The 25,215-nt window shown below is 69.9% G+C and carries 26 protein-coding genes; 11 read left to right on the forward strand and 15 right to left on the reverse strand.

Going from position 1 to position 25,215, the window contains the following annotated elements:
- Position 1: 1 nt before the first annotated feature.
- The 3 genes from GEMRO_RS0116495 to GEMRO_RS30105 all read right to left on the reverse strand — a co-directional run bounded on the left by GEMRO_RS0116495 (position 2) and on the right by GEMRO_RS30105 (position 3,057).
- Positions 2-1,561 (reverse strand): formate dehydrogenase beta subunit, encoded by a 1,560-nt coding sequence (locus GEMRO_RS0116495; protein ID WP_027134887.1) that lies wholly within the window; start codon positions 1,559-1,561, stop codon positions 2-4.
- Positions 1,558-2,019, reverse strand: a complete 462-nt coding sequence (locus tag GEMRO_RS0116500; RefSeq protein WP_027134888.1) for a formate dehydrogenase subunit gamma — start codon at positions 2,017-2,019, stop codon at positions 1,558-1,560. Before GEMRO_RS0116500 ends, GEMRO_RS0116495 begins: the two co-directional genes overlap by 4 nt.
- Positions 2,020-2,157: 138 nt before the next feature.
- Positions 2,158-3,057, reverse strand: coding sequence for a LysR family transcriptional regulator (locus GEMRO_RS30105; protein WP_035487398.1), 900 nt, complete (start codon positions 3,055-3,057; stop codon positions 2,158-2,160).
- A gap of 169 nt (positions 3,058-3,226) precedes the next feature.
- Here GEMRO_RS30105 and GEMRO_RS30110 point away from each other — a divergent pair, with 169 nt between their 5' ends.
- Positions 3,227-4,270, forward strand: coding sequence for an adenylate/guanylate cyclase domain-containing protein (locus GEMRO_RS30110; RefSeq protein WP_051329143.1), 1,044 nt, complete (start codon positions 3,227-3,229; stop codon positions 4,268-4,270).
- A 24-nt stretch (positions 4,271-4,294) separates the two neighbouring features.
- Here the strand turns inward: GEMRO_RS30110 and GEMRO_RS30115 are convergent, their stop codons facing one another.
- The 6 genes from GEMRO_RS30115 to uxaC all read right to left on the reverse strand — a co-directional run bounded on the left by GEMRO_RS30115 (position 4,295) and on the right by uxaC (position 11,010).
- Positions 4,295-6,115 (reverse strand): PAS domain-containing sensor histidine kinase, encoded by a 1,821-nt coding sequence (locus GEMRO_RS30115; RefSeq protein WP_051329144.1) that lies wholly within the window; start codon positions 6,113-6,115, stop codon positions 4,295-4,297.
- Positions 6,116-6,335: 220 nt separating this feature from the next.
- Entirely contained in the window at positions 6,336-6,668 is a 333-nt protein-coding gene (locus tag GEMRO_RS0116520) for a cupin domain-containing protein (RefSeq protein ID WP_027134889.1), read from the reverse strand.
- A gap of 59 nt (positions 6,669-6,727) precedes the next feature.
- On the reverse strand, positions 6,728-8,008 hold the full coding sequence (locus GEMRO_RS0116525; protein ID WP_027134890.1) for a TRAP transporter large permease: 1,281 nt from the start codon (positions 8,006-8,008) through the stop codon (positions 6,728-6,730).
- Positions 7,996-8,538: a TRAP transporter small permease gene (locus tag GEMRO_RS0116530; protein WP_027134891.1), complete on the reverse strand. Its 543-nt coding sequence runs from the start codon at positions 8,536-8,538 to the stop codon at positions 7,996-7,998. The genes GEMRO_RS0116525 and GEMRO_RS0116530 overlap by 13 nt, the downstream gene beginning before the upstream one ends.
- Positions 8,539-8,611: 73 nt before the next feature.
- Positions 8,612-9,586, reverse strand: coding sequence for a TRAP transporter substrate-binding protein (locus GEMRO_RS0116535; RefSeq protein ID WP_051329145.1), 975 nt, complete (start codon positions 9,584-9,586; stop codon positions 8,612-8,614).
- 23 nt (positions 9,587-9,609) lie between these two features.
- The gene (gene uxaC / locus GEMRO_RS0116540; RefSeq protein ID WP_027134893.1) at positions 9,610-11,010 is read right to left on the reverse strand and encodes a glucuronate isomerase; all 1,401 of its coding nucleotides are present in this window, start codon (positions 11,008-11,010) and stop codon (positions 9,610-9,612) included.
- A 160-nt stretch (positions 11,011-11,170) separates the two neighbouring features.
- Between uxaC and GEMRO_RS0116545 the strand changes: the two genes are divergently transcribed.
- The 3 genes from GEMRO_RS0116545 (at position 11,171) to GEMRO_RS34715 (ending at position 13,123) form a co-directional block, all read left to right on the forward strand.
- Positions 11,171-11,953, forward strand: coding sequence for an SDR family NAD(P)-dependent oxidoreductase (locus GEMRO_RS0116545; protein WP_027134894.1), 783 nt, complete (start codon positions 11,171-11,173; stop codon positions 11,951-11,953).
- 109 nt (positions 11,954-12,062) lie between these two features.
- Complete coding sequence (locus tag GEMRO_RS0116550) at positions 12,063-12,452, forward strand: DUF6481 family protein (RefSeq protein WP_240476702.1); 390 nt, start codon at positions 12,063-12,065, stop codon at positions 12,450-12,452.
- A gap of 257 nt (positions 12,453-12,709) precedes the next feature.
- Positions 12,710-13,123: a VOC family protein gene (locus tag GEMRO_RS34715; protein ID WP_027134896.1), complete on the forward strand. Its 414-nt coding sequence runs from the start codon at positions 12,710-12,712 to the stop codon at positions 13,121-13,123.
- A 13-nt stretch (positions 13,124-13,136) separates the two neighbouring features.
- Here the strand turns inward: GEMRO_RS34715 and GEMRO_RS0116560 are convergent, their stop codons facing one another.
- Genes GEMRO_RS0116560 through nthA form a run of 4 tightly spaced genes read right to left on the reverse strand, consistent with a single transcriptional unit; the run spans position 13,137 to position 14,879 of the window.
- Positions 13,137-13,607 carry a nitrile hydratase accessory protein gene (locus GEMRO_RS0116560; RefSeq protein WP_051329146.1) on the reverse strand — a complete coding sequence of 157 codons (471 nt, stop codon included), beginning with the start codon at positions 13,605-13,607 and terminating at the stop codon, positions 13,137-13,139.
- Complete coding sequence (locus GEMRO_RS35680; protein WP_205625000.1) at positions 13,588-13,944, reverse strand: SH3-like domain-containing protein; 357 nt, start codon at positions 13,942-13,944, stop codon at positions 13,588-13,590. The genes GEMRO_RS0116560 and GEMRO_RS35680 overlap by 20 nt, the downstream gene beginning before the upstream one ends.
- A 4-nt stretch (positions 13,945-13,948) precedes the next feature.
- A complete protein-coding gene (locus tag GEMRO_RS35685; protein ID WP_205625002.1) occupies positions 13,949-14,254 on the reverse strand; it encodes an SH3-like domain-containing protein in 306 nt (101 codons plus the stop codon).
- A gap of 25 nt (positions 14,255-14,279) precedes the next feature.
- Entirely contained in the window at positions 14,280-14,879 is a 600-nt protein-coding gene (gene nthA / locus GEMRO_RS0116570; protein ID WP_027134898.1) for a nitrile hydratase subunit alpha, read from the reverse strand.
- A 187-nt stretch (positions 14,880-15,066) separates the two neighbouring features.
- Between nthA and GEMRO_RS0116575 the strand changes: the two genes are divergently transcribed.
- The 6 genes from GEMRO_RS0116575 to GEMRO_RS0116600 all read left to right on the forward strand — a co-directional run bounded on the left by GEMRO_RS0116575 (position 15,067) and on the right by GEMRO_RS0116600 (position 21,153).
- Positions 15,067-16,083: an aldo/keto reductase gene (locus tag GEMRO_RS0116575; RefSeq protein ID WP_027134899.1), complete on the forward strand. Its 1,017-nt coding sequence runs from the start codon at positions 15,067-15,069 to the stop codon at positions 16,081-16,083.
- A gap of 163 nt (positions 16,084-16,246) precedes the next feature.
- On the forward strand, positions 16,247-17,812 hold the full coding sequence (gene nikA / locus GEMRO_RS0116580; RefSeq protein ID WP_027134900.1) for a nickel ABC transporter substrate-binding protein: 1,566 nt from the start codon (positions 16,247-16,249) through the stop codon (positions 17,810-17,812).
- 26 nt (positions 17,813-17,838) lie between these two features.
- Positions 17,839-18,780 (forward strand): nickel ABC transporter permease subunit NikB, encoded by a 942-nt coding sequence (gene nikB, locus GEMRO_RS0116585; RefSeq protein ID WP_027134901.1) that lies wholly within the window; start codon positions 17,839-17,841, stop codon positions 18,778-18,780.
- Entirely contained in the window at positions 18,777-19,598 is an 822-nt protein-coding gene (gene nikC / locus GEMRO_RS0116590) for a nickel ABC transporter permease subunit NikC (protein WP_027134902.1), read from the forward strand. The genes nikB and nikC overlap by 4 nt, the downstream gene beginning before the upstream one ends.
- Positions 19,595-20,377, forward strand: coding sequence for an ATP-binding cassette domain-containing protein (locus GEMRO_RS0116595; protein ID WP_051329147.1), 783 nt, complete (start codon positions 19,595-19,597; stop codon positions 20,375-20,377). The genes nikC and GEMRO_RS0116595 overlap by 4 nt, the downstream gene beginning before the upstream one ends.
- Positions 20,374-21,153: an ABC transporter ATP-binding protein gene (locus tag GEMRO_RS0116600; protein ID WP_027134904.1), complete on the forward strand. Its 780-nt coding sequence runs from the start codon at positions 20,374-20,376 to the stop codon at positions 21,151-21,153. Before GEMRO_RS0116595 ends, GEMRO_RS0116600 begins: the two co-directional genes overlap by 4 nt.
- On the opposite strand, the gene GEMRO_RS0116605 is transcribed toward GEMRO_RS0116600, so the two are convergent.
- Together GEMRO_RS0116605 and GEMRO_RS0116610 are read right to left on the reverse strand one after the other, a co-directional pair.
- Entirely contained in the window at positions 21,134-22,777 is a 1,644-nt protein-coding gene (locus GEMRO_RS0116605) for an ABC transporter permease (protein ID WP_051329148.1), read from the reverse strand. The two genes, GEMRO_RS0116600 and GEMRO_RS0116605, sit on opposite strands and share 20 nt — an antisense overlap.
- A gap of 92 nt (positions 22,778-22,869) precedes the next feature.
- Positions 22,870-23,910 (reverse strand): extracellular solute-binding protein, encoded by a 1,041-nt coding sequence (locus tag GEMRO_RS0116610; protein ID WP_035485473.1) that lies wholly within the window; start codon positions 23,908-23,910, stop codon positions 22,870-22,872.
- Between the two features lie 238 nt (positions 23,911-24,148).
- On the opposite strand from GEMRO_RS0116610, the gene GEMRO_RS30125 reads away from it, so the two are divergent.
- Positions 24,149-25,153: a serine hydrolase domain-containing protein gene (locus GEMRO_RS30125; protein ID WP_051329149.1), complete on the forward strand. Its 1,005-nt coding sequence runs from the start codon at positions 24,149-24,151 to the stop codon at positions 25,151-25,153.
- Positions 25,154-25,215 lie beyond the last annotated feature (62 nt).

Below are 25,215 nucleotides of genomic sequence, written 5' to 3' on the forward strand. Positions count from 1 at the left end.
CTTACTCGGCGGCCTGCGCCAGGGGCGCGCGGTCGAAGTCTTCGGGGAAGTGGGTGAGCGCGCTCAGCACCGGCATGGGCGTGAGGCCGCCCAGGGCGCAAAGCGAGCCGTCCCGCATCAGCTCGGTCAGGTCCTGGAGCAGGGTGATCTGGTTGACCACGTCCTCCCCGGCGATGATCCGGTCCAGCACCTCGACCCCGCGGGTCGAGCCCACCCGGCAGGGCGTGCACTTGCCGCAGGACTCGATGGCGCAGAACTCCATGGCGAAGCGCGCCTGCTTCGCCAGGTCGACGCTGTCGTCGAACACCACGATCCCGCCATGGCCGATCATCCCGCCCTTGGCGGCGAACGCCTCGTACTCGAAAGGCGTGTCGAACAGATGGGTCGGCCAGTAGGCGCCAAGCGGGCCGCCGACCTGCACGGCGCGGATCGGCCGGCCGGTGCGGGTGCCGCCGCCCAGGCCCTCGACGATGTCGCCGAGCGTCAGGCCGAAGGCGCGCTCGATCAGGCCGCCATGCGCGACGTTGCCGGCCAGCTGGATCGGCATGGTGCCGCGCGAGCGGCCGATCCCGAACTCCTGGTAGAAGGCCGAACCCATCGCCAGGATGGTCGGCACGGCGGCCAGGGAAAGGAGGTTGTTGATGATGGTGGGCTTGCCGAACAGGCCCTCGATTGCCGGGAGCGGCGGCTTCTTGCGCACCGTGCCGCGCTTGCCCTCCAGGCTCTCCAGGAGCGAGGTTTCCTCGCCGCAGATATAGGCGCCGGCACCAAGGCGCGCTTCCAGGTGGAAGGCACGGCCGCTACCCAGCACGTCGCCGCCCAGGATCCCGGCTTCCTCGGCGATCCGGATCGCCTCAGAAAAGGTCTTGAAGGCGTGCGGGTATTCGGAGCGGATGTAGACGAAGCCCTTGGTGGCGTTCACCGCGAGGCCGGCGATCGCCATGCCCTCGATCAGGAGGTACGGGTCGCCCTCCATGATCATCCGGTCGGCAAACGTGCCGCTGTCGCCCTCGTCGGCGTTGCAGACGATGTAGCGCTGCTCGGCTGGTGCCGCGGCCGCCGTGCGCCACTTGATCCCGGTCGGAAAGCCAGCACCACCACGGCCGCGCAGGCCGGACTTCGTCACCTCCTCGACGATGGCGGCGGGGTCCATCTGCAGGGCGGCAGTGAGCCCGACCAGGCCGCCATGGGCGCGGTAATCGTCCAGGGACAGCGGGGCGGTGATGCCGCAGCGGGCAAAGGTCAGGCGCTGCTGGCAGGTCAGCCAGGGAAGGTCGGCGACGATGCCTTTAGCGAGCGGGTGGCTGCCGCCCTGAAGGAAGCCGGCGTCGAACAGGCCGGGCACGTCGGAGGCGGCGACCGGGCCGTAGCCGACCCGGCCCTGCGGCAGCTCGACCTCGACCAGCGGCTCCAGCCAGAACATGCCCCGGCTGCCGTTGCGCACGATCTCGATCTCGCAGCCGCGCGCCAGCGCCTCGGCGCGGATCGCCGAAACCACCCGCCCGGCGCCCACCGCCAGGGCGGCGGCATCCTGCGGAACGAAGACGCGGATCGCGGTCATGCCCGTGCCTCCCTTGCCAGCGCCGCAGCGCCTGGCGGGTCGAGCCGGCCATGCACCTCGCCGTCCACCAGGGCCGCGGGTGCGGTGGCGCACAGGCCCAGGCAATAGACCGGCTCCAGCGTCACCCGGCCGTCCGGGGTGGTCTGGCCCAGGCGGATGCCGAGCGCCGTTTCCATGGATTCCAGGATCCCGTCCGAGCCCATCGACTGGCAGGCTTCCGCCCGGCAGACCTTGATGACGTGCTGGCCGGCCGGGTGGTGGCGGAAGTCGTGGTAGAAGCTGGCCACGCCATGCACGTCGGCGCGGGACAGGTTCAGGACGTCGGCGATCACCGGGATCGCCCGCTCGTCGACAAAGCCGAACCGGTCGACCAGCGCGTGGAGGATCGGCAGGAGCGGTCCCTCCAGCGGCTTCAGCTCCAGGGCGATGGTGCGGACGAGGTCCGCGTCGAAATCCAGATACCGACGCTGCGTGGTCAACCCGGCCGCCTCCCAAAGCGGTCAACGATGTCGACTGATTCTATCTACCTGCGCATGCCAATGATCAAACGGGATAATTCGATGGCCTGATCGAGAATGTCGATCATGGTTGTGCAGCTACTCGATCACGTCCTGAAGGCGCAACGCGGATGTCGCTTTTTCGAGAGCGGCCACCAGCGGGGGCACCGGGGTCTGGTCGCGGAACACCAGGCCGATCTCATGGCTGGGCGAAGGCTCGACCAGAGGCAGGGCGATCATCCCGGCGGGCGTGCCGGATACCCACAGGAAGCTGTGCGGCAGGACGCTGGACCAGGCCCCGGTGCGCATCTGCGAATAAAGCGCCATCACCGAGTTGGTTTCCAGGCGCGGCTCGGGCCGAAGGCCGAGCTCGGTGAAGATGCCGTTCAGGATCCGCCGGTTCTGCATGTCCGGGGTGAGCAGGCACAACGGCACCGCCGCGGTCTCCGCCCAGCGCACCTCGCTGCGGCCCGCGAAGGGCCCGTCCGCCGGCGTCACCAGCAGGTAGCGCTCGCGGTAGAGCGGGATGGCGCGCATCCCGTGCAGGGGCTCGTTGTCCAGGTAGGTGAGGCCCGCCTCGAAGCGGAACTCGTCCAGGCCGCGCTGGATCTCCACCGAGGTGCGCGAGGTGACGGTCAGGCGCACGCCCGGATAGGCTTCCAGCAAGGGCGTGGTGACCAAGCCCACGATCGGCAGCGCCATCGGGATGGCGCCGATGCGCAGATGGCCGGTCAGGCCGCGGCGCAGCGCGCTCAGGTCCTGGTCCAGGGCGTCGCGTTCGGAGAGCATCCGGCGCGCCCAGTCCAGCAGCACCCGGCCCTCGGGCGTAAAGTCGCGAAAGCGGCGGTCGCGCTCCACCAACGGTGCGCCGACCTCCTCCTCCAGCTGGCGGATCGCGGCGGACAGGGTCGACTGGGTGATGTTGCAGGCCGCCGCGGCCCGGCCGAAATGGAGCTCGCGGCCGAGCGCTGCGAAATAGGCCAGATGGCGGATCTGCATCGACAACCGGTCCGGCGAGCCGAGGCACCGGGTGATGCCTTGGGCGGCCCGCCCGGCTGCCAGGATGCGGCGTCCGGCGGATCGGGGCAAGGCGGCGGCCGGGAGATCGTGACTTGGCGGCCGCGCCTGCGCATGATCCCGGGCCATCCCGATCAAACGGAGACGAAGCTTGGCCGCCGAACTGCAGATCCACGAGCGGATCCTCGCCGACCTGCAGGACGGCGTCCTGACCCTGGACCTGGAAGGCCGGCTGATCACCCTCAACCCGGCCGCTGCCCGCCTGCTCGACCTGGTGCCCGCCGAGGTGACCGGGCAGACCTATGCCGAGGTGTTCCTGCTCGACGAGGCGTTCGAGCCGCTGAACGAGGTGCTGCTGCAGGCCCTCTACGAGCCGGCGGTGACCCATGAGCGGGAAGTGGTGCTGAGCCTGCCGGCCGGGATCCGCGACCTGATGGTGCGCACCACGCTCTTGCGCGGCGAGGCCGAGGATCCGGGCGGGGTCATCGTGCTGCTGGCCGACATCTCCGGCGAGCGCAAGCGGCGCAAGCTCAAGCGCCTGTTCGGCTCCTATATCGACCCGCGCATCGTCGAGCGGCTGATCGACCAGGCCGACCAGATCGACGAGGGCAGCCGGCAGACCGCCACCATCGCGTTCTTGGACCTGCAGGGCTTCACCCGCCTGGCCGAGCGGCTGGCGCCGTCCGACATCGTCGCTTTCCTGAACGCCTACCTGGAGGAGATGTCGGCGCCGATCGGGGCCAACCAGGGGGTCACCGACAAGTATATCGGCGACGGGATCATGGCGTTCTGGTCGCCGGTGTTCGCGCCGGCCGGCGATCCGGCGGTGCTGGCCTGCCGGGCGGCCCTGGCGCAGCGCGCCAAGCTGCCGGACCTGCGCGAACGCATCCGCCGGGAGTTCAAGGTCCTGGCCGAGGCCGAGGCGATCGAGATCCGCTGCGGGATCGCCACCGGCGAGGTGATCGCCGGCAGCCTGGGGCCGCAGCAGGCGCGCACCTACACGGTGATCGGCGACGCAGTGAACCTGGCCGCCCGGCTGGAGGCCGCCAACAAGCGGCTGGGCACGCGGATCCTGGTCTCGGAAGCCACCCACGCGCAGGCGGCCGACCGGTTCGCCTTCCGGCCGCACGGCACCATCGAGCTGCCTGGGCGCGCCCGGACCGAGACGGTGTTCGAGCTGCTGGACGAACGCTGACCGGCGGGAGCCGGGTCGGAGCGGTCAGGCCGCCCGGATGTCCTCGTCCACCTGGGCCTCGGCCAAGGGCAGGGTGAACCAGAACCGGGTGCCGCCGTCGGCCACGTCCTCGTAGCCGATGGTCCCGCCATGCTTCTCCACCAGGGCCTTGGCGATGGAGAGGCCGAGGCCCGCGCCACCCAGGCGGCGGATGTCGGTGGCATCGGCCTGGGCGAAGCGCTGGAAGATCCGGGGGCGGAACGCCAGCGGCACCCCGGTTCCCTGGTCCCGGACGCCGACCCGCACAAACCTCTCCACCACCTCCAGGGTGATGTCGACCGTGGCGCCGCGAGGGGAGAACTTCGCGGCATTCGACAGGAGGCTGGCCATCACCCGCGCGAGCAGGCCGGCGTCACCGTTGACCGGCAGCGGCAGGTCGGGAGGGTGCAGGAAGCGGACAGCAACCTGGTGCTGCAGGGCGACCCCCTGGATGCTTTCGATCGCCCGCTCGACCATGGAGCGGGCGTCGAAGCGCCCCAGGCTCAGCTCCATGCGCCCCATGTCGATCTTCTCGATGTCCAGGATGTCGTTGATGAGGCTCGCCAGCAGCTCGCTGTTCTTGTGGGCAAGCTGGAGGAAGGCTTTCATCGGCTCCGGAGGAGTGCCGGTGGCCCCGCCCATCACCAGGCCGAGCGAGCCGCAGATCGAGGTGAGCGGCGTGCGCAGCTCGTGGCTGACGGTGGAGATGAACTCGTTCTTCAGCCGGTCCAGCCGGTGCCGCTCGGTGACGTCGCGGATGGCGCTGGAGACCAGCAGCTCGTCGCCGGTCTGCAGGGGGTTGAGGCTGATCTCGATCGGGAACTCGGAGCCGTCCCGCCGCTGGCCGAACAGGTTCAGGACGCCGGTGCCGAGCGGGCGGACCCGGGACTGGGCGAAGAAGCCCTGGCGGAGCTTGGGGTGCGCCGCCCGGAAGCGCTCGGGCAGGAGGACCTCGATGGTCTCGCCCAGGAGCTCGCTGCGGTCGAAGCCGAACAGGATCTCGGCCTGCGAGTTCACCAGGACGATCCGGCCCTCCTGGTCGACGATCACCATGGCGTCGGGGGCCGCCTCCAGCAGCATCCGGAACTTCTGCTCCGCCTTCTTCTGGGCGGTGATGTCGCGGATCGAGCCGACGGTGAGCTGCTCCTGGTCGAGGTCCAGGCTGCCCAGGCTGACCTGGACCGGAAACCCGGATCCGTCCGCGCGCCGGCCCTGCTGCTCCTGGCCGTCCAGGGCCTCGCCGGCCGCCGGCGCCGCGCCGACCAGATCGTGGAAGTGCGGCAGCAGCAGGTCGATCCGGCGGCCCAGCAGTTCGTCCTGGGCATAGCCGAACAGGCGGACCATGTGCCGGTTGGTGTGGACGATGTGGCCGGTGGCGTTGACCACCACCACCGCGTCCGGGATCGCGTCGAGCAGGCCGTGGAACCGGTTCCCGAGCAGCCGGGCGTCGCGCTGCACCTTGATCCCGGTTACGTCCTTCACCACGATGGCGACCTGCCGGCCCGAAGGCCCCTCGCTCGGGAGCGGGGTGGCGGTGACGTCGACATGGATGAGGCGCCCGTCCTTGCGCCGCCGGATCGCGTCGTAGGTGCCGCCCCCGGACTCGATGATGTTCAGGACCCGCCGACGTTCCTCGCGGGAGATCTGGAGCAGGACTCCAAGATCCTGGCCGACCGCCTCGGCCGCCTCGTAACCGAACGCGCGGGCCGCCCCAGCGTTCCAGAATATTATCTTGTAATTCGCGGTGACGACGATCACCGGGTCTTGGATATGTCCGGAAATAATCGTGTCGATCTGAACAGCTTCACGATCGTCGATCTGGTCCATGCCGTTCTCGTCCGCGACCCCCGCGAACAGGACGTAGCGACTTCGATCCTGACAAGCCATCCAGAAAATGTCTAAATGAGTCTGATGTCACAGCCTGTGTCGCATCGCCCGCGCACCCTTGGGCGGTGGCGGTGGCGGTGGCGGGAGGTTGGCGCTCGGACGTGCCTGTCGGGGAGAGGGGGAGGCCCGCCCATCGGCGGGACGGGCCTTAGGAACGGCGTCAGTCGTCCAGGAACTCGTCGCGGCGCGGCGTGAACACGTCCAGGAGCGCGCCGGCCTCCACCGCCACGCAGCCATGCACCGCGTCGGAAGGCACGTGGTAGATGTCGCCTTCCTGCAGGCGCTTGGTCTCGCCCGCGATGGTGACGTCGAACACGCCCCGCTCGACCACGCTGACCTGGGTATGCGGGTGCTGGTGCATGGCGCCGACCGCACCTTTCTCGAAGGCGACACGCACCGTCATCATCGCCGGGTCGTGGCTCAGGATCTGGCGGCGGACGCCGGGAGCGACGTCGCGCCAGGGGGCATCGGCGGTGGTGGCGAACAGGGGCATGGGCGAAGGTCCTCGGGCGATGGGAAGGTTCGGGCAGGAGGCCCGGCCGGCTGCCGCTGTCAATGGAACAGGCTCGGCAGCCACAGGGACAAAGCGGGGATGTAGGTCACCAGCAGGAGCACCAGGACCGAGGCGAAGTAGAACGGCCAGATCGTGCGCACCGCCTGCCAGATCGGGATCTTGGCGACCGCGCAGCCCACGAACAGGACCGAGCCCACCGGCGGGGTGCAAAGGCCGATGCCGAGATTGAGCACCAGGACGGCGCCGAAATGGACCGGGTCCATGCCGTAGGCGGTCACCACCGGCAAAAAGATCGGGGTGGTGATCACGATCAGCGGCGACATGTCCATGAAGGTGCCGAGGAACAGGAGGATCAGGTTCAGCAGCAGCAGGATGACGATCGGGTTCTCCGAGATCGTCTTCATGAACGCGATCATGCCGGCCGGGACGCGCAGGTAGGCCAGCAGCCAGCCGAACGCGGCGGCAGCGCCGATCACCAGCAGGACCATGGCGGTGGTGCGCACCGCACCCAGCGTCGCCGCCGTGAAATCCGCCCAGGACATCGAGCGATAGACCAGCACGGTGACGAACAGGGCGTAGACGATCGCGATGCAGGAGCTTTCCGAGGCGGTGAACACGCCCGAGCGCACCCCGCCGAAGATGATCGCGATCAGCAGGATGCCCGGGATCGCCGTGACCGCCAGACGCAAAATCATCGTGAGCCCGGGGAAAGGCTCGGTGGGGTAGCCGCGCTTCTTCGCCACGAACCAGGCAGCGATCATCAGCGCCGCGGCCAGCATCAGGCCGGGCACGATCCCGGCGGTGAACAGGTCGGCGATCGAGATCGTGCCGCCCGCCGAGATCGAGTAGATGATCATGTTGTGGGACGGCGGGATCAGAAGGGCGATCACCGCGCTGGTGACGGTGATGTTGACCGCGTAGTCGACGTCGTAGCCGCGCTCTTTCATCTGCGGGATCATCAGCCCCCCGATCGCCGAGGCGTCGGCCACCGCCGAGCCGGAGATCCCGCCGAACAGGGTCGAGGCGGCGATGTTGACCTGGCCCAGGCCCCCGCGCAGGTGGCCCACGATCGAGCCGGCCAGGCGCACCAGCCGGTCGGCGATCCCGCCGCGCACCATCAGGTCGCCCGCATAAATGAAGAACGGGATCGCCATCAGCGCGAAGCTGGACACGCCCGAGGTCAGGCGCTGGAACACGATGAGCGGCGGCATGCCGATGTAGAACACGGTCGCGAACGAGGCGACCCCTAGGCAGAACGCGACCGGCGTGCCGATCAGCAGCAGGACGACGAACGTCCCGAACAGGATCAGGAGTTCCATGCCGCCTCCTCGGGGCGCGCGTCGTGGACGCTGGGATGGACCGGCGCCATGCCGGCCAGGCGGCGGACCAGCTTTTCCAGCCCGAACAGGGCGATCAGCAGGCCGCCCGCCACGATCGACACGTATTCGACGGTGCCGGGCAGGCGCAGCACCGGGATGGTGGCGCTCCAGGTGCCGGCGGCGAGCTGGGTGCCGAAGTAGGTCATGCCCGCGCCGAACACGATCACCGCGAGGTCGCTGGCCAGGCGCATGACGCCGGCGACCGGCGCCGGCACCGCGCCGACCAGCACGTCGAAGCCCAGATGGGTATCCTCGCGCACGCCGGCGGCGGCACCCAGGAAGATGAACCAGCCCATCAGCAGGAGCGAGACCTGCTCGGTCCAGCTGGGCGAGCTGTTGAGGACATAGCGGCCGAACACCTGCCAGGCGGTGGCGGCGGTCATGGCGACCAGGCCGATGCCGGCGATCCACAAGGCCGCGGTCGACAGGAGATGGAGCAGGCCGGCTAGGCGATGCAGGGCGGAGCGCACGTGGGCGTGACCCTTGGCGGATGTCGGTGGGATCGAAGTGGCCCGCCGCCCGACCGGGCGGCGGGCCGGGCGACTACTCGACCGCCTGGATGCGCTCCACCAGGTCCTTGAGCTCGGGCGTGTTGGCGAACTCCTCGTAGACCGGACCCATCGCGTCGACGAAGGGCTGCTTGTCGACCTCGATCACCTCGACGCCGGCCTGGCGCACGATCTCCTCCGACGCCTTCTCGCGCTCGGCCCAGAGATCGCGCATCTTGCCGACCGATTCCTGGGCGGCCTCCTGGACCGCCTGCTGGTCCTCGGGGCTGAGCTTGTCCCAGGTCGCCTTAGCCATCACCAGGACTTCCGGCGACATGGAGTGCTCGGTCAGCGTGTAGAACTTCGCGACCTCGTAGTGCTTGGAGGATTCGAGGGACGGCCAGTTGTTCTCCGCCCCGTCGATCACGCCGGTCTGCAGCGCGGAATAAACCTCGCCGAACGACATGGGCGTCGGGTTGGCGTTCAGCGCCTGCATCATCGACAGCCACATGTCGGACTGCTGGACGCGGATCTTCTGGCCCTGCATGTCCTCGATGCCGCGGATCGGCTTGCCCACCGTGTAGAACGAGCGGGCGCCGCTGTCGTAGTAGGCCAGCGCCACCAGGTCGTGCGGCTCGAACGCGGCGCGGATCTCGTCGCCGATCTCGCCGTCCATCACCTGGTGCATGTGCTCGGTGGAGCGGAAGATGAAGGGCAGGGCGGGGACCACCGTCGCCGGGACCAGGTTGTTGAACGGGGCCAGGTTGACGCGGTTCATGTCGATCACGCCGAACCGGGTCTGCTCGATCGTGTCCTTCTCCTCGCCGAGCTGGCGGGAATGGAACACCTCGACCGAGATCCGACCGTCGGTCTTTTGCTGGAGCAGCTCGCCCATGTACTTGACCGCCTCGACGGTCGGGTAGCCGTCGGGATGGATGTCGGCCGAGCGCAGGATCATCTCCTGGGCCTGGCCAGTGCCGGTCATGAGTGCCAGGGCGGCGGTGGCGCCCAAAAACAGTCTGCGGATCATGAAGCTTCTCCCTGAAGGATGGATCAGAGGCGGTAGGCCTTCTTGGCGAGGCCGTAGGCCAGGTCATGCGCGAGCTCGTGGGCTTCGTCCTCGTCGAGCCGGCCGGTGAGGACCAGGTTCGCCAGGAACGCGCAGTCGACCCGGCGCGCCACGTCGTGACGGGCCGGGATCGAGGGAAAGGCGCGGGTGTCGTCGTTGAAGCCGACCGTGTTGTAGAAGCCGGCGGTCTCGGTGGTCAGCTCGCGGTAGCGGCGCATCCCGTCGGCGCTGTCGAAGAACCACCAGGCCGGGCCGAGCTTCAGGCAGGGATAATAACCGGCCAGCGGCGCCAGCTCGCGGGCGTAGGTGCTCTCGTCCAGCGTGAACAGGATGATCGACAGGTCGGACCGGTGGCCGACCAGGCTCAAGAGCGGCTGCAGCGCCCGGACATAATCGGTGCGGGTGGGGATGTCGGCGCCCTTGTCGCGGCCGAACCTGGCGAATCCATAAGGGTCGTGGCAGCGCAGCGAGCCCGGATGGATCTGCATCACCAGCCCGTCGTCCAGGCTCATCTTCGCCATCTCGGTGAGCATCTGGGCGCGGAATGCCTCCCGCTCGGCCGGATCGGCATCGCCGGTCCGCACCTTCGCGTAGAGTGCCGCCGCCTGGGCCTCGTCCAGGGCCAGGGTGGCGGCGGTGGGGTGGCCGTGGTCGGTGGAGGTGGCGCCCATCTCCTGGAAGAAGGCGCGGCGCTGGCGGTGCGCGTCGAGATAGCCCCGCCAGCTGCCAAGCTCGCAGCCGGTGATCTCGGCCAGCCGCTCCAGGTTGGCGGCGAAGCCCGGGAAGTCCGGATCGACCACCGGATCCGGGCGGTAGGCGGTGACCACCCGGCCCTGCCAGCCGGATTCCCGGATCTGCCGGTGCCAGCGCAGATCGTCGAGCGGGCTCTCGGTGGTGGCGATCACCTCGATGTTGAACCGCTCGAACAGGGCGCGGGGGCGGAACTCGGGCCTGGAAAGGTAGCTGGCGATCTGGTCGTAATAGTGGTCGGCGTTGCGGGCCGAGAGGCGCTCGTCCAGGTCGAACAGGGTCTGGAAGGCGTGGTCCAGCCACAGCCGGGTCGGGGTGCCGCGGAACAAATGGTAGTGCTCGGCAAAGCGCCGCCAGATCCTGCGTCCGTCGGTCTCGACCGGGCTGCCGTCGACCGTCGGGACGCCCAGATCCTCCAGGGGCACCCCCTGGCTGTACAGCATCCGGAACACGTAGTGGTCGGGCACCACGAACAGCTGGGCAGGGTCGGGGAACGGCTCGTTGCGGGCATACCAGCTGGGATCGGTATGGCCATGCGGGCTGACGATCGGCAGGCCGCTGATCTCGTCGTACAGGCGTCGCGCCAAGGCACGCGCATCCGGTTCGAATGGCAGCAGCCGGTTGTCGTCGAGCAGCAAGGCTCGCCTCCCTGTTCCCTGGTTCGATCGGCCAGTCGCCCACAAGCTAATATATCAGTTTGGTATGATCAATAGACCTGCGACATCGCGGGGCGGCTCTTGACGCGAGGGGGCGGCTCGTGGGTGCTGCACCGAACAGCCAGGCGGGAGAATGGCGATGGGCGTACTCGATCTGTTCAAAGTCGACGGCAAGCGGCTGATGGTCACCGGCGGCAGCCGCGGGCTCGGCCGGGCCATGGCGCTAGCGATCGCCGAGGCCGGCGCCGACGTCATCCTGACCGGCCGCACGCCGGACACGCTGGAGAGCACCGCCGACGAGATCCGGGCGCTCGGCCGGCAGGCCTGGACGATCACCGCCGACATGGCCGACCCGGCGCAGTGCGAGCGGGCCTGCCAGGAGGCGCTGGCGATTCCGGGGCAGATCGACATCCTGATCAACAATGTCGGTAACCGGGAGGCCAACATCCCGACCGAGGAGATGCCGCTCGCAACCTGGCAGGAGATGATCGACCTGAACCTGACCAGCGCCTTTCTGGCCACCAAGCTGATCGGCGGCTCGATGCTGGATCGGCCGACCCGCTCCAAGATCATCAACATCGCCTCGATCAGCGCCATCATCGCCAATCGCGGCATCCATGGCCGCCATTACGAGACCGCCAAGGCGGCGCTCCTGCATTTCACCAAGGCGACCGCCGCCGACTGGGCGACCCGCAACGTCAACGTCAACGCGATCTGCCCCGGCCTGTTCATGACCGACGCCAACAAGCGCTGGAACGAGCTTCGCCCGGAGGTGATCCAGACCTTCGTGCAGCAGGTGCCGATGGGCCGGCCGGGCGAACCGGAGGAAATCGGGCCGCTCGCCCTCTACCTTGCCAGCCCGGCGTCCGATTTCGTGACCGGATCCGCCTACGTGATCGATGGCGGCTACCTGATCTGGTAAGGTCCGGCGACGCGCTCCGGCCGGACGGTGACGTTTCCCGTCGCTTCGTCCAGGCAGGTCGGATAGATGCGGTGCCGGCAGGGTTGAAACGCCCCTGCAACAATATCACATGGACCACATGCCAAATTCAAAGAGTGTCGAATCGAAAAGTGTCAACTTCTCGGACCGGGCGAACAGTTCCGCCGAGGCGAAGAAGGCACTGCTCGAACGTTTCCGCGCCAAGGCGACGGCGAACGATCCCGCCGCCGCCGAGCGGCAGGCGGAGCGGGTAGCGATTGCCCGCGCGCGCGAGGCCCGCAAGGCCGAGCGCGATGCGGCCAAGCGCGAGCTGCAGGCCCAGCAGGAGGCCGAGAAGGCCAGGCGCGAGGCGGAGATCGAGGCCGAGAAGGCGGCCGCGGCTGCCGAGGCCGAGCTCGAGGCCCAGCGTGCCGTCGAGCTCGCGGCAGCCCAGAAGGCCGCCCGCGACGCACGCTACGCGGCGCGCAAGGCCCGCAAGTAGCGTCCTTGGCCCCGATGGCGCAGTGCCGCCATCGGGGCAGGGCGCCTCGCGGGATCGCGATGGCGGCCGGACCGCCTTCTGGCCGGCAGGGGCTTTACCCCTGGCCGCTCCCGCCGCACCCTCCTCGGACCGGTCCTCACCTGCCCGGCGCCGGCACGTCGTTGCGCCGTAAGCCAAGGTGGGCCGCAGCCCCCGATCCGGCTCCTGCCCGGATCGCCATGGACAGACCCGCACCGGTCGGTACCGAGGAGACGCGCATGACCACTCCCAGCCTCGACTTCATCAGCCTGGCCGTGGACGACATCGAGCGGACCGCCGCCTTCTACCGGGACGGGCTCGGCTGGCCCGCCGACCGGATCACCACCGGCGACGACCATGTGAAGATCGACCTGGAGCACGGCCTGTCCCTGGTGCTCTACGAGCGCAGCTTCTTCGCCAGCCAGTTCGGCGAGGTGGTGGGCGCCGGCCAGGGCGGCGGGATGATCTTCAGCACCTTCGAATCCACCCCGGACGGGGTCACGACGATGGTGGAGCGGGCGGCTGCCGCCGGCGGCCGCAAGGTCGGCGGCGAGCCGCGCGAGCATGACTGGGGCGGCTTCGCCGGCTATTTCGCCGACCCGGACGGCCATGTCTGGGAAGTGGTGTGCAATCCCGAGGACGAAGAGGACTGAGCGGCTAGCATCCTCAGCCGCCACGTGCCGGCGCGACCGCAACCGGGGCGGGCGGCACCGGGTGGCGGCCATGGTCATGACCGTGATGGTGGTGATCGCCGTGGTCGTGCCGGCCGGCGTTGGTCAGCTCGACCGGCTCGCCGTGCGGCGTGCGCAGATAGGCCTGGCGCCAGGCAGACTGGCAGGCGTCGATCTCCGCCGCCGCGCAGGCCTGCCGCTCGATCACCAGATCTTCCAGGGCCGACAGCCACTGGCGGTAATAGGCGTCGTTCGCATCCTCGCCCGGCTGCTGCGGTGCGGAGGCGATGACGGCGGAGAACCGCTCCGCCCATTCCGGCCAGGTGAACAGCCCGCCCCGGCTCAGCTCCACCGCCAGCGCGAACGCCTGCGCGTGCCAGGGCTGGGTGAAGGGCCGCTCGCTCGCGGCGAGGCCGGCCTCGTCCGGCAGCCGGGCTTGGGCCGGATCAGGATCCGCAGGGCTCAAGATAGCTCTCCCAGAGATCCAGATGGAGCGCCTGCGCGCCTGACTGGCCGTCGCCCCAAAGCTCCCGGCCGTCGAAGCGGACGCTGTAGAGATGCTGCGGCTGCTCGCCTCCGCCATGGGCGTTGCTGTCCGGGAAGACGAAGCTGCCGCGATGGGCCACCACCGTGCCGGTCTTGCCCTTGGCGTAGGCGGGCAGGCGGGTGTGGTGCGCCGGATTGAAGGCGATGGTCCGCACCCGCTCGTCCTTGGCGAAGCGCGGCTCGCGTCCGTTTGGCACGAGGTAGCGGCCGCCCTGCAGGGCCGCCGCCTCGACATTGTCCCTGGTCATCACGGTCATGGCTTCAGCCCTTCGCCTGCAGCGCCGCCACCGTCCGGTCGAGCTCCTCGGGCGTGAACAGGCCCTTCTCGACGCACAGCGTCTCGATCGCCGCCAGCCAGTGCTCGTAATAGGAGGTGGTCAGGTAGGACGGGCCCATCCGCTCGATCGCGTGGCGCGCCTCGTCGATGTTGCAGTGGCCCTCGAAGGCCAGCATCTCGAGCAGGCCGAACGTGGTCCGCTCCCAGTCCGCGTGGAACACGGGCTCGTCGTTCTCGCGGACCACCGGGCCGAAGCCGTGCAGGCCGCCCAGGTCGTGCACACCGTTCATCGCTCTCGCTCCAGGGGGCCAGGGTTCAGGAGGGACCGGCCGGCCGGCCGGTCCCGATCATCGAATCCCGCGTCACCAGATTGGCCAACTGCTCCTCGGTCATCCCCTCGCTGCCCGGCGGGCGCTGCGGCAGGACCAGGTAGCGGATCTCGGCATTGCTGTCCCAGACCCGGATCTCCACCGAATCGGGCAGCTCCAGGCCGAACTCCGCCAGCACCGCGCGCGGCTCCATCACCACCCGGGCGCGGTAGGGCGCCGACTTGTACCAGACCGGCGGCAGGCCCAGGACCGGCCAGGGATAGCAGGAGCAGAGCGTGCACACGACGACGTTGTGCACGCTGTCGGTGTTCTCCAGGACCACCATGTGCTCGCCCTGGGCGCCGGAAAAGCCGAACTCGGCGATGGCGGCGGTGCCGTCCTCGAGCAGGCGGGCCTTGTAGGCGGGATCGGCCCAGGCGCGGGCCACCACGCGCGCACCGTTGCGCGGGCCGATCTTGTGCTCGTAGAGCTCGACGATCGCCTCCAGGGCGCCCTGGTCGATCAGCTTCTTTTCGACCAGCAGCGTCTCGATCGCCTTGGCGCGCAGGGCGGCGGCGGAGGGCGGCTGGGTGTGGCCATGAGCCATGGTCGGATCTCCGGGAGGGCATCTCGCGCGGACGACCGGCGCTGGGCCGGTCCTGGCCGGATTGGCCCCATGAACGTTCCACCTCCCCGGCGCGATGGTCAATGCCGAAGGACCGCCGGCGGCCGCCCGCTTGCCAGCTCCTTGAAGTAACCGTACGGTTACCTCAAACGACCGGGAGGGACGCATCATGGATCCGATAGCCAGGCGCAGGCTGCCGAAGAGCGGGCTGGAGGTGACCCAGATCGGGTTCGGGGCGGCGCCGATCGGCAATTTCCTGAAGCCGATCACCGAGGAAACCAGCGCCGCGATGATCTCGGCCGCCTGGGATGCCGGGGTGCGCTATTTCGATACCGCCCCCCTTTATGGCCATGGCCTGAGCGAACTGCGCCTGGGCCAGGGGCTGCGCTGGTACCCGCGCGACGAGTTCGTGGTCTCCTCCAAGGTCGGCCGCCGGCTGGTGCCGGCCCGGCGGGACAGCATCGACTACGCGCCCTGGGTCAATGCCGGGCCGTTCAAGCTGGAGTTCGACGTCTCCTACGACGGCACCATGCGCGCCTTCGAGGACAGCCTGCAGCGCATGGCGATCGAGCGGATCGACATCCTGTTCATCCACGACATCGACCGCTTCAACTTCGGCGACGAGCAGCCGGAAGTGTTCGAGAAGGCGATGAACGGCTCGGCCAAGGCGATCCTCAAGCTGCGCGACGAGGGCGTGGTCAAGGCGGTGGGCCTGGGGGTCAACGAGTGGCAGGTCTGCCACGAGAGCCTCAAGCGCCACGACTTCGACTGCTTCCTGCTGGCCGGCCGCTACACCCTCCTGGAGCAGGAGGCGCTGGACGGGTTCCTGCCGCTCTGCGAGGAGCGCGGCGCGTCCGTGGTGCTGGGCGGCGGCTACAATTCCGGCATCCTGGCGACTGGGGCGGTGCCGGGGGCGAAGTACAACTACAAGCCGGCGCCCGAGCCGATCATGGAGCGGGTCCGCCGGATCGAGGCGGTCTGCCAGCGCCACCAGGTGCCGCTCAAGGCGGCTGCCCTGCAGTTCGTCCTGGGCCACCCGGCGATCGTCGCGAACATCCCCGGCACCCGCACCGTGGCGCAGCTGGAGGAGAACCTGGCGATCTTCCGCACCGAGATCCCGCAGGATTTCTGGGCCGACCTGAAGAAGGAGGGCCTGGTGCGCGAGGACGCGCCTGTCCCGGAGTGAGCCGCGCTTCCAGGATCCTCCGGTAATCCCGCTGGACAGGGCTCCGGCCGGCTCGGTATGACGTTTTGACCAAATGATCATACGCGCGCCGGTCTCACGCGCTGCCCGGGCCGGCAGGCCCGGCGGCGCCGTCGCGTGCTTCGCCGGACGAGGGACGCCCGCCATGCTGCGTCGGGAATTGCTGGGAGGTGCAGCTGCCCTCCTGGGAAGTGCTGCCATCGCCGGCCGGGCCCGGGCCGCCAGCACGACCCTGGTCTTCTCCCATGCCGACAATGTCGGGCCGCTCCACCCGCACCGCTACGCGCCCAACCAGATGTTCGGCCAGGCGCTGCTCTACGAGCCGCTGGTCCGCTATGCCGAAGGTGGCCGGATCGAGCCCTGCCTGGCTTCCGGCTGGACGGTGGCCAAGGACGGGCGAAGCTATGACTTCGTCCTGCGCGAGGATGTGCGCTTCACCGACGGGCAGCCGTTCGACGCCCATGCGGTCAAGGCCAACATCGACGCGGTCATCGCCGAGCGGGACCTGCATGGCTGGCTGGGCCTGGTCGGCCAGATCGAGGGCGTCGACGTCCCGGACACCTATGTGGTGCGGCTGCGGCTGAAGGAGGCCTACCAGCCGGTCCTCTACGAACTGTCCTTGGTCCGCCCGTTCCGCTTCCTTTCCCCGGCCGTGCTGCAGGGGGCCGCCGAAGCGTTCCGCCCGGTCGGCACCGGGCCCTGGACGCTGGTGGAGACGCTGCGCGGCGAATCCGACCGGTTCGCCCGCAACGAATCCTACTGGGGAAGCCGGCCGGGCTACGAGCAACTGCTGGTCCGGGTCATCCCCGATCCCAACACCCGGGTCCTGGCGCTGGAGACCGGCGAGATCGACCTGGTCTACGGCGCCGACCAGATCGGCAGCGAGGCGTTCGCGCGGCTGGACGCCGATCCCCGCTTCCAGGCGGCGATCTCGCCGCCGCGCGCCTCCCGCCTGGTCGCGATCAACACGAGCCGCGCCCCCACCGACGACCCGGCGGTGCGCCGGGCGATCCTCCAGGCGGTGGACCGCGCGTCGCTGGTCCGCAACGTCCTGCTCGACATGGAGCGGCCGGCGGACACGCTGTTCGCCCCGAACGTGCCGTTTGCCGACGTGGCGCTGGAGCCGGTGCTGTTCGACCGGGACGCCGCCGACGCCTCGCTGGATGCGGCCGGCTGGACCGCCGGCGAGGAGGGAATGCGCGCCAGGGACGGCCGGGAGCTCGCCCTGGATTTCTGCTTCATGGGCACCGACGCCGTGCAGAAATCCCTGGCCGAGGCGATCCAGAGCGACCTGCGCAAGGCGGGCTTCCAGGTCCGGCTGGTCGGCGAGGACGAGGGCAGCTTCGCCGGCCGGCAGCGCTCCGGCGAGTTCGGGCTGATCTTCGCCGACAGCTGGGGCGCTCCCTACGATCCGCACGCATTCATGAGCTCGATGCGGGTGCCGTCCCATGCCGACTTCCAGGCGCAGTCCGGGCTGGCGATGAAGGCGGAGATCGACCGGCGGATCGGCGAGGTCCTGGTCGGCACCGACGATGCCGCCCGCCGCGAGAACTATCGCTGGCTGATGACCACCCTGCACGAGCAGGCCGTCTACCTGCCGATCTCCTACCTCACCATCAGCTATGTCCATGCCGCCTCGGTGGCGGGGGTGGAGTTCGGCCCGACGCTCACCGAGATCCCGTTCGACCGGATGATGCCGGCCGCCGCCTGACCTGTCCCCCGTCCACGGCGCCCGCCATGCTCCGCTTCGTCCTCCGCCGCCTGCTCAGCCTCCTGCCGCTCCTGCTGATCGTGTCGGTCGCGGTGTTCCTGGTGCTGCGCCTGGGGCGGGGCGACCCGGCCCTGGACTATCTGCGCCTGTCGCAGATCCCGCCAACCGAGGCGGCCCTGGCCCATGCCCGGACGGAACTCGGCCTGGACCGGCCCCTGGCGACCCAGTACCTGGACTGGCTCACGGGCGTCCTGCGTGGCGATTTCGGGACTTCCTGGGCGACGCACCGGCCGGTTCTGGACGAGCTGCTCTATTTCCTGCCGGCGACCCTGCAGCTGGCTGGCGCCGCCCTGATGCTGACGATCCTGGCGGGCGTGCCGCTGGGGGTGCTGGCGGCGCTCACCCGCGACCGCTGGCCGGACCAGCTGACCCGGCTGTTCGCCTTCGTGGGCGTGTCGATCCCCAATTTCTGGCTGGCCTTCCTCCTGATCCTCCTGTTCGCGGTGAAGCTGGACTGGCTGCCGCCCATGGGCCGGGGCGGGATTGAGCACCTGATCCTGCCAACCATTGCCACCGCCCTGATGTCGACCTCGATCAATCTGCGCCTGATGCGCGCCTCGGTGCTGGGGCAGATGGGCGAGCGGCACCTGCCGTTCGCCCGCGCCCGCGGCCTGTCCGAGCCGGCGGTGATCGGCCGCCACGTGGTGCGCAACGCCCTGATCGCCCCGCTCACCGCCATCGGCCTGCATGTTGGCGAGCTGATCGGCGGCGCGATGGTGGTGGAGATCGTGTTCGGCTGGCCAGGGGTTGGCCGCTACGTGCTGCAGGCGATCTCCAACCGCGACTTCCCGGTCCTGCAGGGCTTCATCCTGGTGATGACCGCCGTGTTCGTGCTGTGCAACCTGGCGGTCGACATCGCCTATGCCTGGCTGGACCCGCGCATCCGCTTCCAGGAGATGCGGCCGTGACCCGCAGGCCCTGGCTGCTGCGGCTGTCGCTCCTGGCGGTGGGCCTCCTGCTGCTGGTCGCCGTGGCCGGCCCCTGGCTGGCGCCCTACGACCCGACCGAGGCCAGCCTGGACCAGCGGATGCTCCCGCCCTCGCTCAGCCATTGGCTGGGCACCGACCATCTGGGCCGCGACCTCCTTTCCCGCCTCCTCGCGGGTGCCCGCGCGTCGCTGGGCTCGGTGCTGGCGATCCTGGCGATGGTGCTGGCGGTCGGCATCACGGTCGGCTCGATCGCCGGCTATGCCGGGGGCGTGGTGGACGCGGTGCTGATGCGGATCTGCGACGCGTTCATGACCGTGCCGACCCTGGTGCTGGCGCTGTTCATGGTCGGCGTGCTCGGCACCGGGCTGCTCAACGTGGTGATCGCGATCGTGCTGGCGCACTGGGCCTGGTACGCGCGGCTGGTGCGCGGGCTGACCCTGTCCCTGAAGAACCGCGACTTCGTGGCGGCGGCCCGGGTCGCCGGCGGGTCGCGGTTCGCGATCATGCGCCGCCACATCCTGCCGAACATCCTGGGCCAGCTGGCCGTGCTCGCCAGCCTCGACCTCGGCCACTGGATGCTGCACGTCTCCGGCCTGTCCTTCCTGGGCCTGGGCGTGGCGCCGCCCATGCCGGAATGGGGCATCATGATCAACGACGCCCGCCCGTTCGTGTGGACCGCGCCGATGCTGATCGTGCTGCCGGGTGCGGCGATCTTCGTCACGGTGATGGCCTTCAACCTGCTGGGCGACGCGCTGCGCGACCGGCTCGACCCTGTTCTCGCGGAGTATCCCCATTGAGCGGCGACCTGCGGATCGAGGGATTGCGGCTGCACAGCGGCGATGCCCTCCTGGTGGACGGCGTCGACCTGAGCGTGGCTTCCGGCCGGGTCCTGGCCCTGGTCGGCGCCAGCGGCGGCGGCAAGACCCTGAGCACCCTGGCGCTTCTGGGCCTGCTGCCGCCGGGCGTGCGCCGGACCGGCGGGCGGGTCAGCCTGGACGGGCGGGCCTTGGAGCCGGCTGCCTTGCGCGGGCGCACCGTCGGGCTGGTCCAGCAGAACCCGCGCAGCGCCTTCAACCCGCTGCTCTCGATCGGCGGCCATTTCGCCGAGACCCTGGGAGGTATCGGCCTGCGCGGCCGGGCGATGCGGGAACGCGCCTTGGCCCTCCTGGCCGAGACCGGCTTCGAGCGCCCGGCCGCCATCCTGCCGCTCCATCCGTTCCAGCTGAGCGGCGGGATGCTGCAGCGGGCGATGATCGCCCTGGCCCTGAGCCTGGAGCCGCGCTTCCTCCTGGCCGACGAGCCCACCACCGACCTGGACGCCATCCTGCAGGCGCAGCTCCTGGACCTGCTCGACCGCCTGCGCAGCGCGCGCGGGCTGGGCATCCTGCTGGTGACCCATGATCTCTCGGTGGTGGCGCGCCTGGCCGACGAGGTGGCGGTCATGGCAGGTGGCCGGATCGTCGAGCAGGCGCCGGCAAGCCTCCTGTTTCACCGCCCGCGCCATCAGGTGACCCGGGCGCTGCTGGACACCCATTTCGCGCTCTATGACCACCAGCCGGCGGCGGCCGCGGCATGAGCCTGCTGGACGTCCGGGAGGTTTCCCGCTTCTACCGGGGCGGCGGGCTGTTCTCGCGCACGCCGCCGGTCCGGGTGCTGGACCGGGCCAGCCTGCGGATCGAGGCCGGCGAGTGCGTGGCGCTGCTGGGGCCGTCCGGCTCGGGCAAGAGCACGCTCGGCCGGATCCTGCTGGGCCTGGAAGCCCCGGATGGCGGCGAGGTTCGCTTCGACGGCGCAAGGCTGGAGGAAGGACGGATCGCCAGGCCAGCGCGCCGGGCGATCCAGGCGGTGTTCCAGGACCCCTACGCCGCCACCAACCCACGCTTCTCCGCCTTCGAGGTGGTGGCGGAGCCGCTGCGCTATGCCGGCCGGACCCGCGACCTGCGCCGCCGGGTCGAGGAACTGGCGGCATCGGTCGGCCTGGAGCCCGCCACGCTCGACCGGCTGGCGCACCGCTTCAGCGGCGGGCAGCTGCAGCGCCTGTGCATCGCCCGGGCCCTGGCGCTGCGCCCGCGCCTGGTGCTGCTCGACGAGGCGGTCAGCAGCCTGGACCTGCAGACCCAGGCGCACATCCTCCGCTTGCTGGCGGACCTGCGCCGGCGGACGGGGCTCGCCTACCTGTTCATCACCCACGACCTGCGCCTTTTGCGCGGGTTTGCCGAGCGGACCTACGTGATGGAGGATGGCCGCCCGGTGGAGGCCGACCTGGCCCTGCCGGCCGCCGAGGTCCCGCCGGTGCTGGCGAAGCTGCGGGCGGCGATGCTGCCGGCCTGGCCTAGCCCTCGCGCCGGCTGAGCCTGGCCAGCAGGATCACCGGGATCAGCCCGAACAGCACGATCAGGATCGCGGCGATCGCCCCGTCCTCGTAGGTGCCGCGGGCCGCCTCGCCGTAGAGGTGTGTGGACAGGGTCTCGAAGCCCAAGGGGCGCAACAGGAGCGTCGCCGGCAGCTCCTTCATGCAGTCCACGAACACCAGCAGGGCTGCGGTCAAGAGGGCCGGGCGCACCAGCGGCAGATGGATGGCGCGCATGGCGCCGGCGGGGGTGCGGCCGAGCATCCGGGCGGCCTGGTCGAACGAGGGCGGAATCCGGGACAGCCCGGCCTCGATGCCGCCCGCCGCGATCGCCATGAAGCGCGCGCCATAGGCATAGACCAGGGCCACGATCGAGCCGGACAGGAACATGCCGCTGACCAGGCCCACCCGGTTCAGCGCCTCGTCGACCAGCGCCATCGGCCAGAGCAGCCCGATCGCCAGCACCGTGCCAGGCACGGCATAGCCCAGGCTGGCGATCCGTAGGAGATGCAGGCCCAGGCGCGACTGGCGCGCGGCGAACGCCACCACCAGCCCGCCCGCCAGGATCACCGCGGTAGCGATGCCCGACAGGAGCATGGTGTTGACCGTCTCCTCGACCAGCCGGTCGGAGAAGCCCGCGAAGCTCAGGCGCTTCCAGGATTCGTTGGCGAGATAGGCTGCCGGGGCCAGGAAGCCCAGCAGGACCGGCACGAAGCACAAGGCCGGCGCCAGCAGCGCCCAGACGCCTGCCAGCCGGACCGGCTGCAGCCGGCGCGCCCGCGCGGCCTCGGCGGCGTAGCGCTGGCGGCTGCGGGCGCGCCGCTCCACCACGATCAGCGCCACCACCACGACCAGCATGGCGATGGCGATCTGCGCGGCGCCCGGCATGCTCGTGCGGTTGATCCAGGTCGCATAGATCGAGACGGTCAGGGTCTGCACGCCCAGAAATTCCGAGGCGCCGATGTCGTTGATCGCCTCCATCAGGGCAAGGCTGGTGCCGACCGCGATGGCGGGCCGGGCCAGCGGCAGGGCGACCCGGAAGAACACCGCGGCCGGGCTGGCGCCCAGCATCCGCGCGGCGTCCACCAGGCTCGCGGCCTGCATCAGGAACATCGCCCGGGCGAACAGGTAGACATAGGGGTAGAGCACCACGCCCAGCACGAAGATCGCCCCGGGCAGCGAGCGCATCTCCAAAAAGTGCAGGTCGCGCGGGCGCAGGCCGAACAGGGCGCGCAGCGTGCTCTGCACCGGCCCGATCGGGTGCATCAGGTCCAGATAGGCGAACGCGATGATGTAGGTCGGGATCGCGAGCGGCAGCAGCAGCGCCCACTCGAAGCCGCGGCGCAAGGGGAAGTCGTAGGCGGTGACCAGCCAGGCGCTGCCGGTGCCGACCGCGGTCACGATCACCGACACGCCCAGGAGCAGGAGGGCGGTCTGGCTCAGCGCGTGGGGCAGGACATAGCTGATCAGATGCGGCCACAGATCGCCGGAGCTCTGCGTCGCGATCAGGAGCAGGGCGATGATCGGCGCCACGGCGAGCAGGGCGATCAGGGCGGAGGCAGCCAGCCAGGACCGGCCCGGGGAGGCGGTCGAGCCGGCCAGCGCCGTCGCGAGGAAGGAGCGCATCGGGCTCTGAGGCAGTTTCAAGGCTGGAACGGGTGGCGCCCTTCTACATGGGAAAGGCGGGCAGCGCCAACCGGCGCTGCCCGCGGGACGCCTCAGTCGTCGAAGCCGACCTTGTCCACCAGGGCGGCGGCCTCCTTGCGGTGGGCGGCGATCTCGGTGAGCTGGGTCGGGTCGACCGTGAGCGGGCCCAGCGCCTCGATGATCGGGTCGACCGGGGCGCCCGGCTTCACCGGGTACTCGTAGTTGGCGCTGGCATAGATGCCCTGCGCCTCGTCGGAGACCAGGTATTCCAGCAGCTTGACCGCGTTGTCCTTGTTGGGCGCGTTCTTGGCGACCGCGGCGCCCGACACGTTGACCTGGGTGCCGCTGCCGTCGGCGAAGGTCGGCAGGATCACCTTGATCGCCTGGCCCCAGTCCTCCTGCTCCGGGCCGCCGCGCCCGCTGCGCATCAGGCCGACATAGTAGGAGTTGCCGATGCCGACGTCGCAGATGTCGCCCAGGATGTCGCGGGCGACGTCGCGATCGCCGCCGGCGGCCGGACGGGCGAGGTTGTCCTTCACGCCCTGCAGCCACTGCTCGGTCTTCTCCGGGCCGTCCTTGGCGATCATCGTGGCGATGAGCGCGATGTTGTAGGGGTGCTTGCCCGAACGGATGCAGACCCGGTCCTGCCACTTCGGATCAGCCAGCTCCTCGTAGGTGAAGCTGGTGACGTCCTCGAGCGACTTGTCGAGATAGGCCACCCGGGCGCGCAGCGACAGGGCGAACCAGTTGCCGTCGGCGTCGCGCAGGTTCTCGGGAATGGCGCCTTCCAGGACCTCGGAATCGATCGGCTGGGTCACGCCGGCATCGACCAGGTCGACCAGGTTGCCGAAGTCCACGGTCATCAGCACGTCGGCCGGGGAGTTGGTGCCCTCGGTGGCGACGCGCTCGGCCAGGCCGTCCTTCAGCGAGACGGTCTTGGTCTCGATGCCGGTTTCCTTGGTGAACGCGTCCAGCAGCGGCTGGATCAGGCCGGGTTCGCGGGTGGTGTAGATGTTGACCTCGTCCGCGAAGGCGGTCTGGGCCACCAGCAGCGTGGCGCCCGCCAGAAGGGCAGTCTGCGTGCAGCGTCGCACGGTGTTCGCCAAGGTCATCGTCCGCTCCGTCTCTTGTCCATCGCTGGCGTGCAGCGCGGCGGAGAAACGACATTCGCAGCAGTCGCGCAAGTAAATGTCGCAATTTTAGAATTATTATAATTCAGAATCGCGATCTATTGTTTTACTATACTTGCATGGTTCCAGGGGACGCCCCAGGCAAGTACCCTGGGCCCCAGGCGATGCCAGAACGGGACGCCTGGCCGCCGGCCGGGACCAGGGAAGGAGCGCGAAGGTCATGGTCACGAAGGCGTTGCGGGCCGTCGTCCGTCTTGCCCGAAGCGAAGCCGCCCCGGTCGGGCTGGCGATGCTGCGCGGCGGGGAATGCTGGAGCGGCACGATCGGGCCGGACGGGCCGCGGCCGGGAGTCCAGGAGCGCCATCTCCTCTACAGCTTCACCAAGACCATCACGGCGGCGGCCGCCCTGCGGCTGGCGGAGCGGGGCGTGCTGGATCTGGACCGGCCGGCCTCGGCCTGGCTCGCCAGCCCGGCCAGCGCCGGTCGCTTCACCCTCCGCCAGCTCCTGGCCCACACCTCCGGCCTACCCGACTATGGCGGCTGCGCCCGCTACCAGGCGGCGGTGCGGGCGAAGGGCCGGCCCTGGTCGCGCGAGGACTATCTGCGCGAGACCGGGGCCGAACGGCTCCGGTTCGAGCCGGGGCAGGGCTGGGCCTATTCCAACATCGGCTACATGCTGGTGAAGGACATCCTGGTCCGGGCGACCGGCATGGCGTTCGGCCCGCTGCTGCACCGGGAAGTGTTCGGTCCCCTCGGGATCGAGGACGCGGCGGTGCCCGAAGAACACGCCGATCTCGGCGCCTACCGGTTCGGGCTGAGCCGGCTGTTCGACGAGCAGCCGGTCGCGGCATGCTACCATCCGGGCTGGATCGCCACCGGCGTGGTTGGGGCCACGCCGCTTAGCGCCGCCCGGATCCTGCACGGCCTGATGGCGGGCGACCTGCTGGGGGCTGCCTCCCTGGCGGCGATGCGGGCCGCGCGGCCCGTGGCCGCTCCGGTCGACGGGCGGCCCTGGCAGGCGCCCGGCTATGGGCTGGGCCTGATGGTCGAGACCGACCCGGACGCGCCGCAGCTGATCGGCCATACCGGCGGCGGGCCCGGCTGTTCCACGGCGGTCTACCACCTGGCCGGCGCCGCGCCGCCCGCCACGGTCTGCGTCGTCACCCGAAACGAGGATGCCGGGCTGGCGGAGCGGATGGCGCTGGCGGCGCTGACCGCCGGCTGAGGGGCCGGCCTCGGCCATGCAACGCCCTGCCCGGCAAGGCCGTTGCAGCAGGAACGACCTCC

It is taken from the genome of Geminicoccus roseus DSM 18922 (assembly GCF_000427665.1).
GTDB classification, from domain to species: domain Bacteria; phylum Pseudomonadota; class Alphaproteobacteria; order Geminicoccales; family Geminicoccaceae; genus Geminicoccus; species Geminicoccus roseus.

What these genes read in the sequence shown, in the direction of transcription:
- GEMRO_RS30105 (WP_035487398.1), bottom strand. Translation starts at nt 3,057, where the DNA reads ATGCAGATCCGCCATCTGGCCTATTTCGCAGCGCTCGGCCGCGAGCTC.
- nthA (WP_027134898.1), bottom strand. Translation starts at nt 14,879, where the DNA reads ATGGCTCATGGCCACACCCAGCCGCCCTCCGCCGCCGCCCTGCGCGCC.
- GEMRO_RS0116535 (WP_051329145.1), bottom strand. Translation starts at nt 9,586, where the DNA reads ATGATCCGCAGACTGTTTTTGGGCGCCACCGCCGCCCTGGCACTCATG.
- GEMRO_RS0116575 (WP_027134899.1), top strand. Translation starts at nt 15,067, where the DNA reads ATGGATCCGATAGCCAGGCGCAGGCTGCCGAAGAGCGGGCTGGAGGTG.
- GEMRO_RS0116610 (WP_035485473.1), bottom strand. Translation starts at nt 23,910, where the DNA reads ATGACCTTGGCGAACACCGTGCGACGCTGCACGCAGACTGCCCTTCTG.
- GEMRO_RS0116525 (WP_027134890.1), bottom strand. Translation starts at nt 8,008, where the DNA reads ATGGAACTCCTGATCCTGTTCGGGACGTTCGTCGTCCTGCTGCTGATC.
- GEMRO_RS0116495 (WP_027134887.1), bottom strand. Translation starts at nt 1,561, where the DNA reads ATGACCGCGATCCGCGTCTTCGTTCCGCAGGATGCCGCCGCCCTGGCG.
- GEMRO_RS35685 (WP_205625002.1), bottom strand. Translation starts at nt 14,254, where the DNA reads ATGAACGGTGTGCACGACCTGGGCGGCCTGCACGGCTTCGGCCCGGTG.
- GEMRO_RS35680 (WP_205625000.1), bottom strand. Translation starts at nt 13,944, where the DNA reads ATGACCGTGATGACCAGGGACAATGTCGAGGCGGCGGCCCTGCAGGGC.
- nikA (WP_027134900.1), top strand. Translation starts at nt 16,247, where the DNA reads ATGCTGCGTCGGGAATTGCTGGGAGGTGCAGCTGCCCTCCTGGGAAGT.
- GEMRO_RS0116545 (WP_027134894.1), top strand. Translation starts at nt 11,171, where the DNA reads ATGGGCGTACTCGATCTGTTCAAAGTCGACGGCAAGCGGCTGATGGTC.
- GEMRO_RS34715 (WP_027134896.1), top strand. Translation starts at nt 12,710, where the DNA reads ATGACCACTCCCAGCCTCGACTTCATCAGCCTGGCCGTGGACGACATC.
- nikB (WP_027134901.1), top strand. Translation starts at nt 17,839, where the DNA reads ATGCTCCGCTTCGTCCTCCGCCGCCTGCTCAGCCTCCTGCCGCTCCTG.
- GEMRO_RS30115 (WP_051329144.1), bottom strand. Translation starts at nt 6,115, where the DNA reads ATGGACCAGATCGACGATCGTGAAGCTGTTCAGATCGACACGATTATT.
- GEMRO_RS0116520 (WP_027134889.1), bottom strand. Translation starts at nt 6,668, where the DNA reads ATGCCCCTGTTCGCCACCACCGCCGATGCCCCCTGGCGCGACGTCGCT.
- GEMRO_RS0116605 (WP_051329148.1), bottom strand. Translation starts at nt 22,777, where the DNA reads ATGCGCTCCTTCCTCGCGACGGCGCTGGCCGGCTCGACCGCCTCCCCG.
- GEMRO_RS30125 (WP_051329149.1), top strand. Translation starts at nt 24,149, where the DNA reads ATGGTCACGAAGGCGTTGCGGGCCGTCGTCCGTCTTGCCCGAAGCGAA.
- GEMRO_RS0116600 (WP_027134904.1), top strand. Translation starts at nt 20,374, where the DNA reads ATGAGCCTGCTGGACGTCCGGGAGGTTTCCCGCTTCTACCGGGGCGGC.
- GEMRO_RS0116550 (WP_240476702.1), top strand. Translation starts at nt 12,063, where the DNA reads ATGGACCACATGCCAAATTCAAAGAGTGTCGAATCGAAAAGTGTCAAC.